Source organism: Wolbachia endosymbiont of Drosophila simulans wHa, from assembly GCF_000376605.1.
GTDB classification, from domain to species: Bacteria; Pseudomonadota; Alphaproteobacteria; order Rickettsiales; family Anaplasmataceae; genus Wolbachia; species Wolbachia pipientis.
This window is the reverse complement of sequence record NC_021089.1, coordinates 1,277,659-1,295,804: the sequence shown is the minus strand read 5'-3', so window position 1 is coordinate 1,295,804 and position 18,146 is coordinate 1,277,659. Positions and strand designations below refer to the sequence as shown.

The 18,146-nt window shown below is 35.0% G+C and carries 14 protein-coding genes; 9 read left to right on the top strand and 5 right to left on the bottom strand.

The genetic code is table 11. The features are described from left to right. The first annotated feature begins 170 nt into the window (after positions 1-170). Positions 171-908, top strand: coding sequence for a type I glutamate--ammonia ligase (locus WHA_RS05945; RefSeq protein WP_015589514.1), 738 nt, complete (start codon positions 171-173; stop codon positions 906-908). 3 nt (positions 909-911) lie between these two features. Here the strand turns inward: WHA_RS05945 and WHA_RS05940 are convergent, their stop codons facing one another. After that, entirely contained in the window at positions 912-1,652 is a 741-nt protein-coding gene (locus WHA_RS05940; protein WP_015589513.1) for a hypothetical protein, read from the bottom strand. Between the two features lie 175 nt (positions 1,653-1,827). Here WHA_RS05940 and WHA_RS05935 point away from each other — a divergent pair, with 175 nt between their 5' ends. The 5 genes from WHA_RS05935 (at position 1,828) to ubiA (ending at position 10,156) form a co-directional block, all read left to right on the top strand. Beyond that, positions 1,828-4,902 carry an efflux RND transporter permease subunit gene (locus WHA_RS05935; RefSeq protein WP_015589512.1) on the top strand — a complete coding sequence of 1,025 codons (3,075 nt, stop codon included), beginning with the start codon at positions 1,828-1,830 and terminating at the stop codon, positions 4,900-4,902. An 88-nt stretch (positions 4,903-4,990) separates the two neighbouring features. Beyond that, on the top strand, positions 4,991-6,553 hold the full coding sequence (gene nusA, locus WHA_RS05930; RefSeq protein ID WP_015589511.1) for a transcription termination factor NusA: 1,563 nt from the start codon (positions 4,991-4,993) through the stop codon (positions 6,551-6,553). 9 nt (positions 6,554-6,562) lie between these two features. Next, the gene (gene infB / locus WHA_RS05925; RefSeq protein WP_015589510.1) at positions 6,563-8,887 is read left to right on the top strand and encodes a translation initiation factor IF-2; all 2,325 of its coding nucleotides are present in this window, start codon (positions 6,563-6,565) and stop codon (positions 8,885-8,887) included. 9 nt (positions 8,888-8,896) lie between these two features. Further along, entirely contained in the window at positions 8,897-9,295 is a 399-nt protein-coding gene (locus WHA_RS05920) for a ribosome-binding factor A (RefSeq protein WP_015589509.1), read from the top strand. A gap of 3 nt (positions 9,296-9,298) precedes the next feature. Beyond that, a complete protein-coding gene (gene ubiA / locus WHA_RS05915; RefSeq protein ID WP_015589508.1) occupies positions 9,299-10,156 on the top strand; it encodes a 4-hydroxybenzoate octaprenyltransferase in 858 nt (285 codons plus the stop codon). Between the two features lie 785 nt (positions 10,157-10,941). On the opposite strand, the gene WHA_RS05910 is transcribed toward ubiA, so the two are convergent. From WHA_RS05910 to WHA_RS06960, 3 genes are all read right to left on the bottom strand, one after another. After that, a complete protein-coding gene (locus WHA_RS05910; protein ID WP_015589507.1) occupies positions 10,942-12,420 on the bottom strand; it encodes a UbiD family decarboxylase in 1,479 nt (492 codons plus the stop codon). A gap of 87 nt (positions 12,421-12,507) precedes the next feature. Next, positions 12,508-13,581: a Fic family protein gene (locus WHA_RS05905; protein WP_227738575.1), complete on the bottom strand. Its 1,074-nt coding sequence runs from the start codon at positions 13,579-13,581 to the stop codon at positions 12,508-12,510. A 16-nt stretch (positions 13,582-13,597) separates the two neighbouring features. Further along, complete coding sequence (locus tag WHA_RS06960; RefSeq protein WP_007548541.1) at positions 13,598-13,750, bottom strand: hypothetical protein; 153 nt, start codon at positions 13,748-13,750, stop codon at positions 13,598-13,600. Between the two features lie 331 nt (positions 13,751-14,081). Here WHA_RS06960 and WHA_RS05900 point away from each other — a divergent pair, with 331 nt between their 5' ends. The 3 genes from WHA_RS05900 to WHA_RS05890 all read left to right on the top strand — a co-directional run bounded on the left by WHA_RS05900 (position 14,082) and on the right by WHA_RS05890 (position 17,078). Then, on the top strand, positions 14,082-14,840 hold the full coding sequence (locus WHA_RS05900; protein WP_015589505.1) for a DsbA family protein: 759 nt from the start codon (positions 14,082-14,084) through the stop codon (positions 14,838-14,840). A gap of 220 nt (positions 14,841-15,060) precedes the next feature. Further along, the gene (locus WHA_RS05895; RefSeq protein ID WP_015589504.1) at positions 15,061-16,428 is read left to right on the top strand and encodes an OTU domain-containing protein; all 1,368 of its coding nucleotides are present in this window, start codon (positions 15,061-15,063) and stop codon (positions 16,426-16,428) included. Between the two features lie 53 nt (positions 16,429-16,481). Next, positions 16,482-17,078, top strand: coding sequence for a TIGR02217 family protein (locus WHA_RS05890; RefSeq protein ID WP_015589503.1), 597 nt, complete (start codon positions 16,482-16,484; stop codon positions 17,076-17,078). Positions 17,079-17,208: 130 nt separating this feature from the next. On the opposite strand, the gene WHA_RS05885 is transcribed toward WHA_RS05890, so the two are convergent. After that, positions 17,209-17,997, bottom strand: coding sequence for a GTPase Era family protein (locus WHA_RS05885; RefSeq protein ID WP_015589502.1), 789 nt, complete (start codon positions 17,995-17,997; stop codon positions 17,209-17,211). Positions 17,998-18,146 lie beyond the last annotated feature (149 nt).

Genomic DNA, 18,146 nt, shown 5'->3' with positions numbered 1-18,146 from the left:
TTTTTATTTCAAAAAAATGAAAAATTTGTAAATGTCGCTTGTATCGAGGATTAGAAGCATGCAAAAACAGTAATACATTATGTATAAATAAGATGTTAAATTTACTGGCAAATAAGTAAAGTATTCATATAAATATAGCTAACCTAATATAGATTTACTGAAGCAAATTTATGATTATATTAAGTAATTTGAGTTGTTATGCTGTATTAGGTATTGAACTAGAGTTTTACATTGAAGGAATAGAAAAAGAATACTTATTTCTGAATAGCATCAAAAATAAAATAGCATCTCTTGAATTTTCTTGCGAGAAGGAGAATTCTACACATCAGTATGAGATAAAAAGTGGTTGTTATACGAACTCCTACAATTTAATTAAGCATTTTGAGTTAGCAAAACAATCACTTACTGAAACAGCACAAAAACTAGGTGGGAATGTTTCTTTTAAAGCAAAGCCTTATTTGGATAGAGCAGGCAGTGCATTAAATGTGCATGTTAATCTCGTGAATTCAAATAACGGTAACTTATTTTATATCAATGAGCAAAAGTACAGTGACTATCTGATTCATAGTATTGGTGGATTATGTGCAATGATGAAAAAACATATGTTGTTTTTTGCTCCAAATGATGATTCATATTTAAGATTTCAGTATCCGGATATTCACACTCCAACTACGATTAGTTGGGGAGTAAATAACAGAACTGCTGCGATAAGAATTCCCTATTTTGGCAACGATTTCAAAAGATGCCGCCTAGAGCACCGCGTTCCCGGAGCAGATTGTGACCTTGAAAAAGTACTCACAGCAATAATTGAAGGTATGGTTTTTGGTATAGAGAACAAAATTGCTCCGCCAAATAGGGTCTACGGCATTGCATCTGATCCTCAATATGAGATGGAGAGGTTAATATAACAACTATCTATCAAATCCTAATCCGTTAAACCCCTTTTGGGTAATTGGCTGTTTTAGCATTTTTTTTACATCATTATCTACATTTTTGCACTGTAATAGCAAGTCTAAAGCAGATAGTTTCTGCGTGCTTTTAGATTCAAGCTCTAGATTGCTTAACACTTGCCCAGGAAGTGGATTACCAGGCACATCCATGTGCTCAGGAAGAGGTTTCATCTGATTCTTTATAGAGCTAGAGTTATTTTGTGTAAGAGTTTTATCATTTAGCATGCTAAGAATAATTTCCTCAGGCACTACCATAGTTTTTGTATAATCAACAGGATTACTATTTTCAGCATCTATAGTCACATGAATTGGTTCGCCAAACGCATTTATAGGACCACCAAGTGATCCTTTCTCCATGCGTTCTTGTGCTCTTTTCCTTATTATTTCTTCTTCTAACTCAGTTTCAGTTTTTTCTGGTTCTTTTGCGGTATCTTTTTCTTCACCTTCATCAACACTGCTATACCCTTCATCTTCTGAAACTTTCTCTCCTGAAACACCAGTAATTTCAGGCTGTTCTTTTTTAGTTCTTATTTTATGAATCAGCGAAAGTAATAAGTAAGTAACTGCAGCAGCAGAAACGATAATGGCTATCTTTGCGGCAATGTGGATTGCTGTTAAAAATATTAAAGCTGATAAAGCTCCAGCTAATCCAGACACAATAACTTTATTTTTGCCTTTTGTTATATTTAGAATTGCCACCATAATAACCTCTCAAATACTGTTCTAGAATTATTATACAGGAATTTTCTTATACTTGCAATTTTGCGAAAATTTTAATTATTTGCATAAAGTTTTAAAGCTACACAAGGATTAATTAATATGCAATGTATCTCGACTATAATATTGTACAAACACACATATTCAGCTAACATTCAACATGCAGAGCTTACTCATAGAGCGAAACAGGGCGGTGGTATTATTACTTATAGTAATTTTTATCTTCGGTTCATACGTTTATGTAAAAATGCCAAGGGAAAGCAATCCTGATATACAGATTCCTATAATCAGCGTGTTTGTTGGACTTCCTGGAATTTCTGCTCAAGATAGTGAAAAGCTATTAGTGCTTCCTATAGAAAATGAACTAAGATCCATCGAAGGTGTAAGAGAATTGAGAGCTTTTGCAACTAATGATGGTGCTCACATGATACTCGAATTTGGAACAGAGTATGATAATAAAGAAGTGCTCGATAATGTTCGTTCAAAGCTTTCAAACATAAAATCGAAGTTACCTGTTGAAGCGGAATCTCCGATAATCAATGAAATAAACTTGAGCTTATTTCCGATACTCAATGTCGGCTTAATTGGTAATTTGCCAGAAAGAGCCTTAACTGAAATAGCACGCAAGCTAAAGAAAGAAATAGAATCTCTGCCAAATGTTCTCAAAGTTGAAGTGGCGGGTATGCGTAAAGAAACAGTGGAAGTTATAATTGAGCCCACAGTTCTAACAAAATATAACATTCAATCAAACGAAATATTCCAAGCTATATCAAGCAATAATAGACTAGTGGGAGCTGGATCACTGGAAAATGACACCGGTAAATATTCGATTAAAATATCAGGATTACTAAAAGATATAGAAGATATTATGAATATTCCTATTAGATCTCAAGGCGATGCAGTTTTGAGAATAAAAGATATAGCAAAAGTATACCCTAGGTTTGAAGATCACCAAGGGTTTGCTCGCATTAATGGATTACCTAGTGTCGTGCTAGAAATTTCAAAACGTAACGGAAAAAACATAATAGACACAGTAAATCAAGTAAAATACTTAATGGATAAGGCAAAAGATCAATTACCTGAAAATTTAAAAGTGGTGTACTTAAACGACCAGTCAAAAAACGTCCGCGATGTGCTTGATGACTTGGAAAACGGCATAATATTTGCTGTGTTGTTAATATTGATCATAATGATGCTTTCTATGGGAACAAGGATTGCTATTCTTGTGGCACTCTCGATACCCGGTTCCTTTCTCATTGGGATAATAGCTCTTTACTTTATGGGTATAACCTTAAATATCGTTGTGCTCTTCAGTTTAATTATGGCTGTTGGCATGCTGGTTGATGATGCAATTGTGATCAGCGAATATGCCGATAGAAAGATGATCTGCGGAATGGGCAAAGTAGAAGCCTTTCACACTTCAGTTCGTGATATGTTTTATCCGGTCTTATCATCAACGTTAACTAAATTGGCAGTGTTTTTTCCTTTACTACTCTGGCCTGATACTGTGGGAAAATTCATGCAGTATATACCAATTACAATAATTTTAACTTTAACCGGATCGCTCATTATGGCTCTGGTTTTTATACCAACACTTGGTGCAATCTTTGGAAAGCCATCAGTAACTTCAAAGGAAGAAATTGAAAAAATGAATGCTATCGAAAGTGGTGAAATAAAAAATGCTGGGCCTATAATAAGAGCTTACGTACGAATGCTAGAGAAGGTTTTGGATCATCCTAAAAAATTCGTATGTGCTACTGTATTCGTTTTGTTTTCATTTAGTGTGCTGTACTTTACTTTTGGTCCTGGAGTAAAGTTTTTTCCGAAAGTGGATTCAGATAATATTTTAATCAGTGTTAAAGCAAAAGAAAGCTTATCAGCCAAAGCACGAGATCTGATACTCAAAGAAGTGGAAGAACGCATTTTGAGCATTGAAAAAAAAATTCATGTTTCTTATGCTAGATCAGGAGCATTTTCAGACAACGTTATCGCCAGAATACAACTAGAACTTATGGATTGGCGCTTCAGGCGCAAAGCTAAGCACATACTAAATGATATAAGGAGCAGTGTGCAAGACATGAAAGGAATAATAATTAATGTTCAAGAGGAAAAGCCAGGACCGTCGGCTGACAAGCCAATACAAATCAACCTCAGCGGGAGTGCATCCAGTTTGAATTTAGCAGCAGAGAAAATTCTAGAAATTATGAACCAACCTTCATCCGGGTTTATAAATATTCAAGATAGCAGATCAGCACCTGAAATAGAGTGGAATATGAGTGTTGATAAGAATAAGGCTACAAGCTCTGAAGTAAGTGTTGCAACCATTGGCGATTTTATAAAGATGGTTACAAATGGAGTGTTGATTGGAAAATATAGACCAAATAACACGGATGAAGAAATCGATATTGTACTCCGTTTCCCTGGAAAGGATCGCAACATGAAGACTATAGACAATCTTTTTATCAATACAGTTAATGGCCCGTATCCTATGAGCAATATAGTAAAATATGCTCCCGAAAAAAAGGTAAACAAACTAAACAGGATTGATGGATTACGCACAGTGACAATCTCTGCTGACGTTGATACTAGCTATCTTGTTGATGAAAGAGTAAAGTTCATTCAGAATTCTATTGCCCAGGATTGGGACAAGGGAGTAAAAATTGATTTTAAAGGCGACAAAGAAGATCAACAAAAATCAGGAGCATTTTTGTTAAAGGCTTTTATATTAGCGATTACACTAATGATATTGGTATTAGTGACACAGTTTAATAATGTATACCATACATTTATCGTAATGACAGCAGTGTTTTTATCCACAACATGTGTGTTTTTTGTTTTCTTTCTTATCCAACAAGTTTTCGTAGTTGTTATGTGTGGAGTGGGGATAATTGCTTTGGCAGGAATTATAGTAAATAATAACATACTATTGCTTGATGCCTTTCATCACCAAATTAAGGTACACAAAAATGACATCAAGCGATGTGTAATAAACGCTGCAATTTCTCGCGTTAGGCCAATATTGCTTACCGTTGCAACCACAGTTCTTGGTTTAATACCGATGATTACCAGGTTAAATATCAATTTTTTTACGCTACAAATCACATATGATGCTCCATCAAGCCAGTGGTGGGTTGACATTTCAACAACCATAGCAAGTGGAATATTGGCTGCAACGGTTTTAACTTTATTCTTTACTCCTGCGTTGCTTGTTATACAAAAACATGAAAAAACTTGACTTAAATTAGCAATCATTTAACATTTAAGATAGTGTTCTTTGCCCGTTGGAGCTATAATTATAACTAATTACATTGGATTTATTTATTATGATTGCTAATCGTAAAAGCAGTGTTAAGCAGAAAAGTAACAAGAATAACATAGTTGGAAGCCTTGATGTAATAAAAACAGCAGGAGAGCTTTCACTTCAAAAAGGTTTAGATTTTGATGTTGTAATAAAGGCACTAGAAAGTGCTATAGAAGCAGTGGCTCATCAAAAATATGGTAGCAAAAGTAAAATTGTAGTTGATATAGATAGAAACACAGGCAAAGTTACTTCATATAGAAAACTAAAAGTTATTGATGATGAATCAAATGAAAAAGAGAATACCGAGTGTGAATCAATTACGCTTACACAAGCTAAATTAATAAAAGGAGATGCAAAAGTTGGAGATACTGTTAGTGAATTACTCTCTCTTAACACTGATCTTGCTTCAGCAAGAATTGCCCAGCAAAAGATTGCTCAAATAATTAAAGATGAAGAGTCAAAAAAGCAATATGAGGAATTTAAAGATAAGGTGGGAGAAATAAGGTATGGTATTGTTAAACAAGTAGAATATTCAGATCTTATTATAGACATAAATGGCACTAGGGCATATCTTCCATTGCGAAATTTAACTGGTGGTGAATCATTTCGTGAAGGTGATAAGGTTAAAGCTTACATACAGACTGTTAAGCGCTCTGATGATGGACGTCAAATTATTCTTTCTAGGACTCATGAAGGCTTTTTGGAGGCATTATTAAATCAAGAAATACCAGAAATTGCTGACGGATTAGTGACAATTAAAGGTATAGCTAGAGATGCTGGTTCAAGGTCTAAGGTTGCCGTTTTCTCTCCCGACAAGAACATTGATCCAGTAGGTGCTTGTGTTGGAGTTAAGGGAGATAGAATAAAAACTATTATACACGAATTAAATGGTGAAAAAATTGACGTTATAAATTACTCCTCAGATTTGGGTCAATTTGTTATTAAAGCCATTACTCCTGCAGAAGTATCGAAGGTTATTATTGATGAAAATGAAAATTGCATAGAGTTAATAGTTGCTGAAGATCAATTGAGTTTAGCGATAGGAAAAAAGGGCCAGAATGTAAGATTAGCTTCAGAGCTTGTTGGATGGAAAATTGAGATATTAAGCACTCAGCAAGAATCAGAAAGGCGAAGTAAAGAACTTAGTCAATGTTCAGCTTTATTTGCTGAAGCTTTAAACTTAGAAGAGATTATGGGTCAGCTATTGGTAACAGAAGGTTTTTCAAGTGTAGAAGACATATCTAGCGCTTCAATTAAAGAGCTTGCTTCAATAGAGGGCTTTAATGAAGATATTGCAAACGAACTTCACAATAGAGCAAATAAGTACCTGAAAGCAGAAAATGATAGAAAAATAGAAGAGCTAAAAAGTTTAGGTATGGAGGATGATGTAATCAATTTAACTTTATCAATAGACAATAAAATTGCTCTTAGTAAGCATGATATTAAGACTTTAGAGGACATAGCAGATTTATCAAGTTATGAGTTTTGCAGCATACTCTCTTCCTCATCCGATAGCAAAGAAGATCTAAAAGATACAGTAGATTCAATAATCATAGAAGCACGTAAAAAGCTTGGATTAATATAATAAAATAATATGAATAATGAAGATATCAGTGATAAAAAATTAACGCTCCAAGGTTTAAGCAAGCTTAAATTAGACCTCAATTTAAACTCTTCAGCTAGCCCAAGTACTGGAGCTACAGTAGTAAAAAAAAGAAGAAAAAAATCTCATGATGCAGAAGAACATAATTTATTTGACGAGAGTAAATTAGGTTCTTTAACAGAGAAAGAACAAATTTTCCGCATTAATGCTGTGCAGAATGCTGCTTTGCTGAAAGAAAGAAATCAGAGAGAAGAAAAAGAGAAAACAGCAAAAGAAGACAGCAATAAAGAGATTGACGAGAAAAATGAAGCGGACGCTTTATCTAAGGAAATAAATAAGCAAGTTTTAAGTAATACCCACTTAGTTGAACCAAAAGAAGATAGTATTGACCATGAGGACAACGATAAAAAGTCTTTTAAAGTCAACAAAGATATATATTCTAAGCATTCTAAACTGGTAATTGCACAGGCAATAGATGAAAAAACTGAACAACCCCCTGTATTTAAGCAAAGGTTTGGTATAAGAGGTAGAAAGTCAAAGTTTACTAAGGGTAAAAATATATCAAGAGAAGTTATTATACCAGACAAAATAACTATCAGGGAGTTATCTATTCGCATGGCAGAAGATAGCAAGAGTGTGCTAAAAATGTTCAAAGAAGAAGTCGGTGAGAGTTATAGAGTAGATGATCTGGTGGATCCAGATATAGCATGTGAAATAGTGGAAAAATTTAATCATACGGCTAAACGAGTGAGCGATACCAACAGAGAAAAAGATTTATTTTTTATAGAAGGCAGAGAAAGCCTGCCTAAAAAACCTAAACCACCAATCGTCACTTTTATGGGACACGTCGATCATGGTAAAACCTCATTGCTCGATGCATTTCGTGAATCTAATGTTGCAGAAAGAGAGTCAGGTGGCATAACTCAACACATAGGTGCTTATCAAATAATAACAAAAGATAAGCAAAAAATTACTTTCATTGATACACCAGGACATGAAGCGTTCACTGCGATGCGTGCATGTGGTGCCAATATTACTAATATAGTTGTAATAGTAGTTGCAGCTGACGATGGAATCATGAAACAAACAGTTGAAGCAATAAATCATGCAAAAGCAGCAAATGTTTCTATTATAGTTGCTATTAATAAAATTGATAAATCTGAGCCTGGTGATGTGGAGAAAGTAATGAGTAGCTTACCTCAATATGATCTCATTCCTGAAGAGCTTGGTGGTGATGTTATGATTGTGCCAGTATCAGCAAAAAAGAAAACTAATTTAGATAAACTAGAAGAGACGATTTTGTTAATCGCTGAATTAATGAAGCTAGAAGCAATAGAAGATTGTCGAGCACTTGGATGGGTAATAGAATCCAAAATAGATAAAGCGAAAGGAATATCAGCTACATTGATAGTTGAGGAAGGAACGTTAAAGGTTGGTGATATATTGGTAGTTGGTACAACATACAGTAAAGTACGTAGTATGGTTAATCACCTTGGTCAAAGAGAAAAAGCAGCACTACCCTCCGCTCCAATTGAAATTACTGGTCTAAATGGTGTACCAAATGCTGGAGATAAATTTGTTGTTGTAAATTCTGAAAAGCAGGCGCGTGAAATTGTTGAATACAGGCTAGAGTTAATCAAGAAAAAGAAAGAAGATTTGGGCGACAATAATTTAGATATATTCAGTCGTAATAACAGCGAAACAGAAGAACTATCTGTAGTTTTAAAGTGCGATGTAACTGGTTCTATTGAAGCAATATCAAGTTCAATTGATAAACTCGGTAAAGACCAAGTGAAATTAAATATCCTACACAAAGCAGTAGGAGGGATAACAGATTCAGATGTGCTGCTTGCAGAAGCATCAAGTGCAGTAATTTTAGCTTTTAATGTAAAAGTGGACTCAAAAATAAGGGACTTGGCAAAACAAAAAGGTATAGAAATACATACTTATAACATAATATACGAGCTCATTGACGACATGAGAATGTATTTAACTAAAATGTTAAAGCCTGTTACACGAGAGGTTCGTGTTGGTTCTGCATCTGTAAGGCAAATATTTAATGTATCTAAAGCTGGTAATATCATTGGATGTTATGTAAGTGATGGAGTCATAAAAAAAGATTCTTTAATTAAGGTAGTGCGTGGTGGCAAATTGGTGCATGAAGGAAAGTTAAAAGCAATACGTAGATTTAAAGATGATGTTAAAGAAGTAGGTGTAAACTTTGAATGCGGAGTATCACTAGAGGGTAATATCGATATTAAAGTTGGAGATATTTTGGAAGCTTATCAATTAGTGCAAGAAGAAAGGGTGTTATAGTAGCTGGATATGAAAAAGGAAATTAGAAACCTAAAGATAGCATCGGTATTGCATAGAGCAATATCAAGAATTCTAATGGAAGGTAAGGTGTTCAATAAAAATGTAGCGGTATCTGACGTAAAATTAAGTAAAGATTTGAAAAAAGCAGATGTATATATTGTGTTATCTTCATTGAATATTCAAGTAGCTGACTACTTAGATCCAGAAAAAAGACGCACTGGAGATCCTTCTGAGAATAATTGTGATCTTAACACCGTTGTTAATGAAATGAACCAATCTGCATGGTCAATACGTAAATCTATACTGTGTTATGTTGATTTGCGATTTATACCTGAACTAGTTTTCAAGCCTGACTTAGCGTTCGATAATTTTGTTAATGTAAGCAAAATATTACATAATCACACTTAATTAATGCATTTCAATCGTTACTTTTCATTAATGAGGTTGCACAGTTTAACGGGTTTGTGGCTTGTGCTATTTCCCAGTTTGAGCGGTATTCTTTTAGCCTCAACTTCTCTATCGTATCAGGTTCTTTTTCTCCTTGTTTTGTTTACTATAGGTGCATTTTTAATGAGACCCGCAGGGTGCATAATCAATGATATCTTCGATAGAAAAATAGATGCGCACGTTGAACGAACAAAATATAGGCCACTTGCAAGTGGTGCATTAAACATAAAGCAGGCTTTAGCTTTACTTTCACTGCTACTGTCTATTGACCTGGTAATCTTATTATTAACTAATAAAACTACACTTATACTTGGAATAATCTCAATGTGTATGATAGCTACTTACCCTTTATTAAAGCGGTATGTTTGGTGGCCACAATTGTTCTTAGGGTTTACCTTCAATATGGGATCGCTCATGGGCTCAGCAGCAATAACAAACCAGATCAGTATAGAATCCTTGCTGTTTTATATAGGATGCGTCTTTTGGACACTTAGCTATGACACCATATACGCCCATCAAGATAAAAAAGATGATGAAAAACTCGGGATGAAATCTACCGCATTATATTTTGGTGATACAACAAAATCTTGGTTGAAAAGATTTTATTTAATATCTCTTATGACGTGGCTATATGCTGGTATTTTATCATCATTAAATAACATTTTTTATATTGCTCTACTTGCCGTAGGGTTCATATTTCACCGCCAATACAAAAATTTCAATCCTGACGATCCCAGTCAATGCATGTCCATATTTAAAAATAATTCCTACGTAGGGTTGCTTCTCTTTTTTGGCATCCTTTTAGATAGAATTATCACCTAGGTCTCAAGAGTTTTGGCTCTAATGAAGTCAATAAACTCAGGTACTCGCAGAAACGAAAATTGCTTGACACCCTTCGCCAGCCCTCTTATCATGAAACTGAAGCTATTGTATTTGCTTTCGCCAATCTGCAGATTAAAAGGTAAGGATTACTTAATGTATCGGCGTCTTATGTTCAATTTTTTGCAGTATATAGATACTGTATGTCTTTACAAAACTTCATCTACATCTAGATTTTTATCTAAATAAGCTGAACGCGCTTATAAAGCGTTACAAGACATCAAAAAATGCCAATACTCGACAGAGATAGTAAAAGACTAGCTAACTCGGGGATTCTTTGTCTTTTTTTCTGCTTAGTAAATTTCTTAAACATTTGCAGCGTAAGTTAGTTGCAATTAAAAGCGGCTGAATCTCGCTTGTCAAGCGTTTAAAACATAAAAAACGCCAATATTTTAAAGCGGATAATAACCCCAGGGCTTCTTTTGCCTTTTTTTTCATTTGGTAAATTTCTTAATATCTACAGCTAAACAACAACCGTCATCCCTAAGTATCCCGCTGCTTGTTAGCGGCTGAGATACCGCGAATGAATCGCGGTATGACGGTTCGCGGCAGGATGACGATAAGCTCGTCATCCCACTACTTGTTAGCGGCTAAGAGATACCGCGGCGGTATAGCTATAGGATGACAAAAAAAGGGCACTGTGACGAACTTAAATCACAATTATCAGTTAATGCTAATTACGGCATTATAAAAAACGCCAAACTTTTTTCTGCTTTTATGCAAGAAGTCTAGTCCATATATTCCTCCCACTTTTCCGTGACTTTTCTTACTATTTCCTCACTCATCTCAATTTTCTTTCCCCACTCTCGTTTGGTTTCAGGCGGGATTTTATTTGTCGCATCAAATCCCATTTTACCTCCAAGTCCACTTTCAGGGGAAGCAAAGTCTAAATAATCAATAGGTGCATTTTCTATCATGATTGTATCACGCACAGGGTCCATCCTCGTTGACATTGCCCACATCACTTCCTTCCAATCACGTATATTTATATCATCATCAACAACGATAATAAACTTCGTGTATAAAAATTGCTTTAGAAAGGAAAGTATGCCCATAACAATTCTTTTTGCCTGCCCTGGATAGGATTTTTTTATCGACACTACCGCTATTCTATATGAGCAACCTTCCGGTGGCAGATAAAAGTCCACTATCTCTGGAAATTGATTGATAAGAATGGGCACAAAAATTTCATTGAGTGCTTCACCAAGAATCGATGGTTCATCAGGTGGCTTGCCAGTGAAAGTGCTAAGATATATCGGGTTTTTACGCATAGTAATTGCAGTAATATTAAATTCAGGAAATTGCTCAACAGAATTATAGTAGCCGGTGTGATCTCCGTATGGCCCTTCGTCTTGATATCTATCCAAACTCACATAGCCTTCCAGAACGATTTCCGCGTGAGCTGGTACTTGAAGTGGAATAGTCCTACAATTTACCAGCTCAAGCGGCTTCTTTCGCAGCAGTCCAGCAAATTGGTATTCTGACAATGTTTCTGGCACTGGAGTTACTGCAGCAATAATCGTTGCAGGATCACTACCGATCACAGCAGCAGCAGGAAATTTCATATTTTGTTCCTTCTCTTTCCATCGTTTGTGGTGAGTTGCGCCACCTCTTTGTGCAAGCCAACGCATTAGTGTTGTTTTTTTATCTATAACCTGCATACGATATATTCCAAGATTAAAATTATCTTGCTTTTCTTTCGTGGGTCCTTTTGTTACCACAATCGGCCAGGTGATAAGTGGTGCAGGTTCATTTGGCCAGCATGTTTGAATGGGCAGTAGACTTAGGTCCACTTCATCTCCGGTTAGCACTACCTCTTGACATGGAGCCTTGCTCACGACTTTACTTCGCATCGATAACACGACTTTCAACAAAGGAAACATTTTTATAGCATCCTTAAAGTTTTTTGGCGGCTCAGGTGATTGCAAAAATGCTAAAAGTTTACCAAGATCTCTTAGTTCATCAGGATTTATGTTCAACCCCAATGCAATCCTCTTAATAGTACCAAATAAATTCACCAAAACTGGAATCGAATTTTTGCCATTTTCTGTGATAACATTTTCAAAAATGATCGCTGGCCCTTTGCTTGACAAAACTCTGCGATGAATTTCTGTCATTTCAAGAACTGTTGAAACTTCCTCCTTAATCCTAATCAGATCTTTTTTTTCTTCTAAGGCTTTGATGAAGTCGCGTAAGTTGTTGTACATATTCCAGTTTTTAAAATTTTAAGTTTATATCTAGTTTTCAAGCACTTTATTGAAATTTGACCTATGCACTGTCTAGCGAGCTTTCAGTTAATTTGAGATCAAATCTTCATATTGCTTACTAAGTTTGTATTTCCTTCCTCTATTGGAAAAATCTACAATCTTGATAAACCCCATTTCCACCCACTTTTTACAAAGTTGCGCACTAGTACGAGGCTTAAAATTAAATAGTTCGCCAACCTGACTAGCTGTAATAGCGGAAAACCCCTGGAAGAGCTCAAGAGCTTTGCGTTGTTTAGGATCAAGTTTACGTATAAGATCAGTCTGATCAGTGTGGTATTCTTCTTCATTTATACGTTGTAAAACGTTCTCAAATGAATTTGCCATACCTTCTACGAAATACTCCACCCACTTAGTGATATCTGCTTCAGCTCGTCCCATATAATAATTGTGCGATGGACCTACACTGATTGCCTCATAATAAGCTCCTAGATTCTTAGCATAATATTCTTCCAATGAATAAAGCCCTTTTAGGTCATATCCACCAAGGTGTAAAATTAATGTAGTCAACAATCTTGCAGTACGACCATTACCGTCATAGTAAGGGTGAATTGTTACAAATTGATAATGAGCAATACCTGCAATAATTGGGCAAGGCACTTGCTCACTGTCACGAATCCAATCAATCATACTGCTCATGAGCTTTGGTACATCCTTTGCTTCAGGGGGCATATAAATTATTGCACGTGTACGGCTATCACGAATAACGTTTTGACCATCACGATAAGAGGTTGGCTTCACTTTAGATTTTCCACTCGCCATTACTAGGGCATGAAGCGTTTGAATGGCTTTCTCAGTAATAGGGATCGTTCTCGCTGCCCATTGTTCAACTTGGGTTAAAGCTGCATAATATCCTTTAACCTCATTTTCATCTCTCCTATATTTTGGAAAGTGGCTTTTACCACTTAAAACCTCTTCAATCTGTTTAGGCTCAAGTCGATTTCCTTCAATCATAGTAGAATAGTGTGTGGTATAAAGCCGTGCAGTTTCACGAAGGGACGAGAGCATCGATACAGTGAGTGGCAAATGTAACACTTTTTCTTTTGCTGCTTCAATCCTCATAAGGCAATTAGCAATTTTAGAAGTAATCGTATAATTTGGCATCGGCATAATATCTGCATTACATTACTTCTATATTATGCTGATAAAATGCAGATAATACAACATTTACACGACGCCGACCATAAACAGCAATAAATTCGGCTGATTGAGAAAGAAGTTTGTCTTGTAGAATAGCTATTTCTTTTTCTCTGCCAATTATTGGTTCACTCATATGTTTATTCCGCGGAGTTTGTTGAAATTATACACAGCGGAATAAAATTATCAACTTTGTTTTACCGCCATGTTTACAGCGCGGCGGTAAAAGATAGAGCATCTCATAATTGGCTATTCTGGGGGTAGTTTGGTCACCTACATTATCAAGTCTTCTGATGAACTTTGTGACAATATACCTAATCATTGTACGTAAAGTTTGTATTCGAGGCAAAACTGACTATAAAATACACTTGATATAAATGTTTTTATATATTAACATTAGATGCTTCTTTTAATATATAGATAAATGTGTACTAAAAGTTTTATATTGTAGGTTCTTTAATAAGTATATGTCTAGAATATCGTTTTTATTGATTCTTATACTGGCAGTAGCAAGTTTACCAGTAATAAACAATTGGCTTTCACACCGCGGTCAAACCCTAACCGATGACCAAATAAGTACGAGATTAGATGATTATATCAGTAGAAATTTTGATAAGATCGTAAAAACTCTCAAAGAGGAGTCGATTAAAAGTAGTTACGCTGCTCGAGATAACGCGACTAAAGGTAAAATTTTACAGTACAAAAATGAAATATTCGACTCCGCTTATCCTTACTCAGGAAATGAAAATAGTAGTGTTATAGCTGTAGGCTTCTTTGACTATTCTTGTGGATATTGCAAAGCTATGAAGAATGATATAAAGCAGTTAATTAACGACGGTAAAATTAAGTATATCTTTAGGGATGCTCCAATACTTGGTAATGACTCTTTAAGGGCAGCAAAAAGCGCTTTAGCTGTTTACTTTATTGATAAAGAAAAATATTTCGATTTTCACTATTCTGCTTTAAGTCACAAAGGAGGATTTTCAGACGAAAGCATATTGGATATAGTGAAAAGCATAGGGATTGATGAGGACGATTTTAATGATTCCATAAAAGATAACGCGGACAAAATTGAGCAAATGATAAACAACAGTAGGCTTCTAGTAAGAGATTTGGGAGTAGGTGGTACACCTTTTTTAATAATTGGGGATAGTCTGTTTGTAGGAGCAACTGATTTAAATATACTACGCAAAAAAGTAGATGAATTAAGTCACAAGCAAGGCTAGTTTCAATTTGCCATAAAATTTTATTTTTTTTGCTTGACAACTCAAATGAACCTGAGTATAGTAACTGTGGGTGTGATAAGTAACGGCACGTAGAAGTGACACAGTAGCTCAAGAAAAGCAGGTGATGCCTATAGTCAAGCATAACCTCAGCCTGCAAAGATTGACTAATCCATTAAAAAGTGTTAAACTCAATATATAATTACCATTCTGGAGTTACAATATGAAAGAACCTAATTATACAAGAGAACCAATTGCTCTTTTTCGACAAATCAAAGAAAAGAAAAAATCAAGTAATTTATTGCATAATTTAAAGAGTGCTTATTCTAAAAAACTAAAGATAGGGGCTGCTCTAAAGACAGGGGATTGCTTTTTTGACTCCGTGGCTCAAGGGTTGAATGAGTTAAAACCTGGTCATCGTTTTACCGCAAAATCATTAAGAAAAGATTGTGCAGATTATGCTGAAAACAAAAAGGACTCACGATGGGTTTTTGATGAAATAACAAAAAATATTGCTGAAGGATATGCTGTACCTATGATAGGTTCAAATGGAAATGTAATGAAAGATAACCAGAACAATATTATACCAGACAATATTGCATCTTTTGATAGATATTTAAAAGATATTAGAAGTATGGCTACAGAAGCTAGCCTACCTATATGGGGTCGCCCAGGGATTGAAGGGAGAATGATATGTGATAAGTATGAAGTGGAGCTTGATATTTATTCAATAGAGGAAGATAGTCAAAAAGTTACAGTAACTAAAATTACAGCACATGATGATGATCTAGAAGTTTTTATACAAGGTGTGAATCTTGATCAATTAAAGATAGATAATAGTAAAAAAACTGTAGGAGTAGTGAATTACATACAACATTTTGTACCACTCCTTAGTGGAATTTCTGAAGATATAAAAGAAGATCAACAAGTTTCTAGTGAAGCAATTCTTGGCACAGGTAAAAGAGTTCCTACTTCTGATCAATCAGAGAAAGAAGTACAACAAGAAATAATTAATATCAGTGCTAGTGCGACTGTTTATACGGATAAAGAAATCCCTTTTTCTCATCAACTAGAGCAAAAAACACGACAAGAAGGAATTAATGCCAGCGCTAGTGCGACTGTTTATACGGATAGAGAAATTCCTACTTCTAATCAATCAGAGCAAAAAGTACAACAAGAAATAATTAATACCAACACTAGTGCGCCGGTTTTACAAATTTACACAGATAAAAAAATCCCTTCCTCTCATCAGCAAGAACAAAAAACACAACAAAAAGAAATACAAAAAAAATTAATCAATAGTTACAGGAAAGAGGCTATTTATGTAATAGCTACTGTAATAACAGCTATAGCATTCACAGCATCTGCTATAGCTGCTATCATTACTCAAGCAATTCCTTTTGCATGTCTTGCTGGAACTGCTTTAGTCGCTGCATGTGTTTGTGTATATCAATTAACGCAGAGTCATAAAGACATTAACGAACTGAAAAGCGAGTTAGGAAAAGGTCAAGAAGATAATGCCCACACTTTCTTAGAGAAGGTGGGATTAAAAATGCACGATCTTATTAATAAAGCAATTTCAAAAGTTTAAGATTTTTCCTACTTTATCTACATCAACTCAACTTTATTTCTACAGGAGGGTATATGTCATTCACAGAAATTAGATTTCCAGAAAATATATCTTATGGTTCCGCTGGAGGACCGGAATTTTCCACTGACGTTGTAACAACTCATAACGGTTGTGAACAGCGCAACATCAATTGGTCTCATGCACGCACTAGATACAACATAGCTTACGGGGTCAGATCAAACGAGCAGCTACTAGAACTAATAACATTTTTTCATGCACGAAAAGGTAAAGCAATAGGGTTTCGTTTTAAGGATTGGTCGGATTTTATAGCCATCAACCAAGAGATTGGTATAGGAGATAACAAAAAAACGACTTTTCAGCTAATCAAAACTTATGTAAGTGGGGAAGATAAGCATATACGTATGATCAAAAAGCCAGTACATGGGACAGTAAAGATTTATTTAAATGGTAAAGAAGAGAGTGAATATTCAGTAAATTATTCAACGGGAGAAATAACATTCATGAAACCGCCAGTAAAAGATGCAATAATCACTGCGAGCTTCGAATTTGATGTGCCCGTGCACTTTGATACAGATTACTTAAACGCTTCTATTGATGACTATGGAAGCAATAGCTGGAATAACATTCCACTAATAGAGGTGAAATTTTAGCTGTAAGCGAGCATAGATCTACATCATAGTAGGGCTACTAGTCACCATCAATTAAAAAAGTTAAGCACCACTGAGGCTCTATATTTAAATGAGCCTTAGTATATGCAATTATTTTAAACTTTATCACCAGCTATATACTACAATGTTGCTGAGCTTTGCTAACATTTACACTTGAAGCTTGGGGAGATTCTAGCTTAGTGCTTTCTCCTTCCTGCAAAATAGAAAGCTTCAACAATTCCTTTAGAGTTGATTTTGCAAGTGTTGTATCATCTTTGTTTAAGATGTAGTCTAGCATGTTGTTTTTCTGTAAGCGATTAACAAAATATCTATCTTCCTCATTAAGAACCTCTATCTTGTTAATACAAGATAATACTAAATCCGAATTCTTTGTTGCTAAAATTCCATTCAAAAAGATATCTAATTTTGTTTTGTCTTCAGTCAAGTCTCTAGCTAACCTATTTCTGATGTTATCATTATCAAGCACAGTGTACTCGAGGTACGAGCAAGGCTCAATAAGTATAAAGTCCTCTAAAGGCACTAGTTCTGGATAGGTGCCAGCGTAATCAAGTATGCCACACTCAGTAATACACCCTCCTTTTCTTATAACACAGCAATTGAGACGACCATGATACATTGATAACAAAGAAAAAAGACGTATTATACTTGTACCTCTATCTTTCATTTCCTCGAAAAGCTTCCTATCATTTATTAATTTGTGCAAAATGTAATCCATAGCAGGACCTGGTTTGCGGAAATGAAACATATTATTCTCTTCAAAAATGGCCTCAGCTAATTCGATAGATTTTTTATCCTCATCTACGAAAGCTTTTTCATTTCTATTTAACTGTATGATCTCAGCTTTGCTATCTCTGCGTAGACCAGTTCTCCTTATTAACATCTCAAATATTTTTGTATTCATATATATCCTATATTAGTTAAAGTAAATATTAATAATGTTTACTTTTTAAATAAAAATAAATGAAAATTTTAATAAAAATTATTTTTTTTTAATAGAATAAAAATCTTTTATATTTGCTTGAGTACCAAAAGGGCTTTATTGGTGTAATG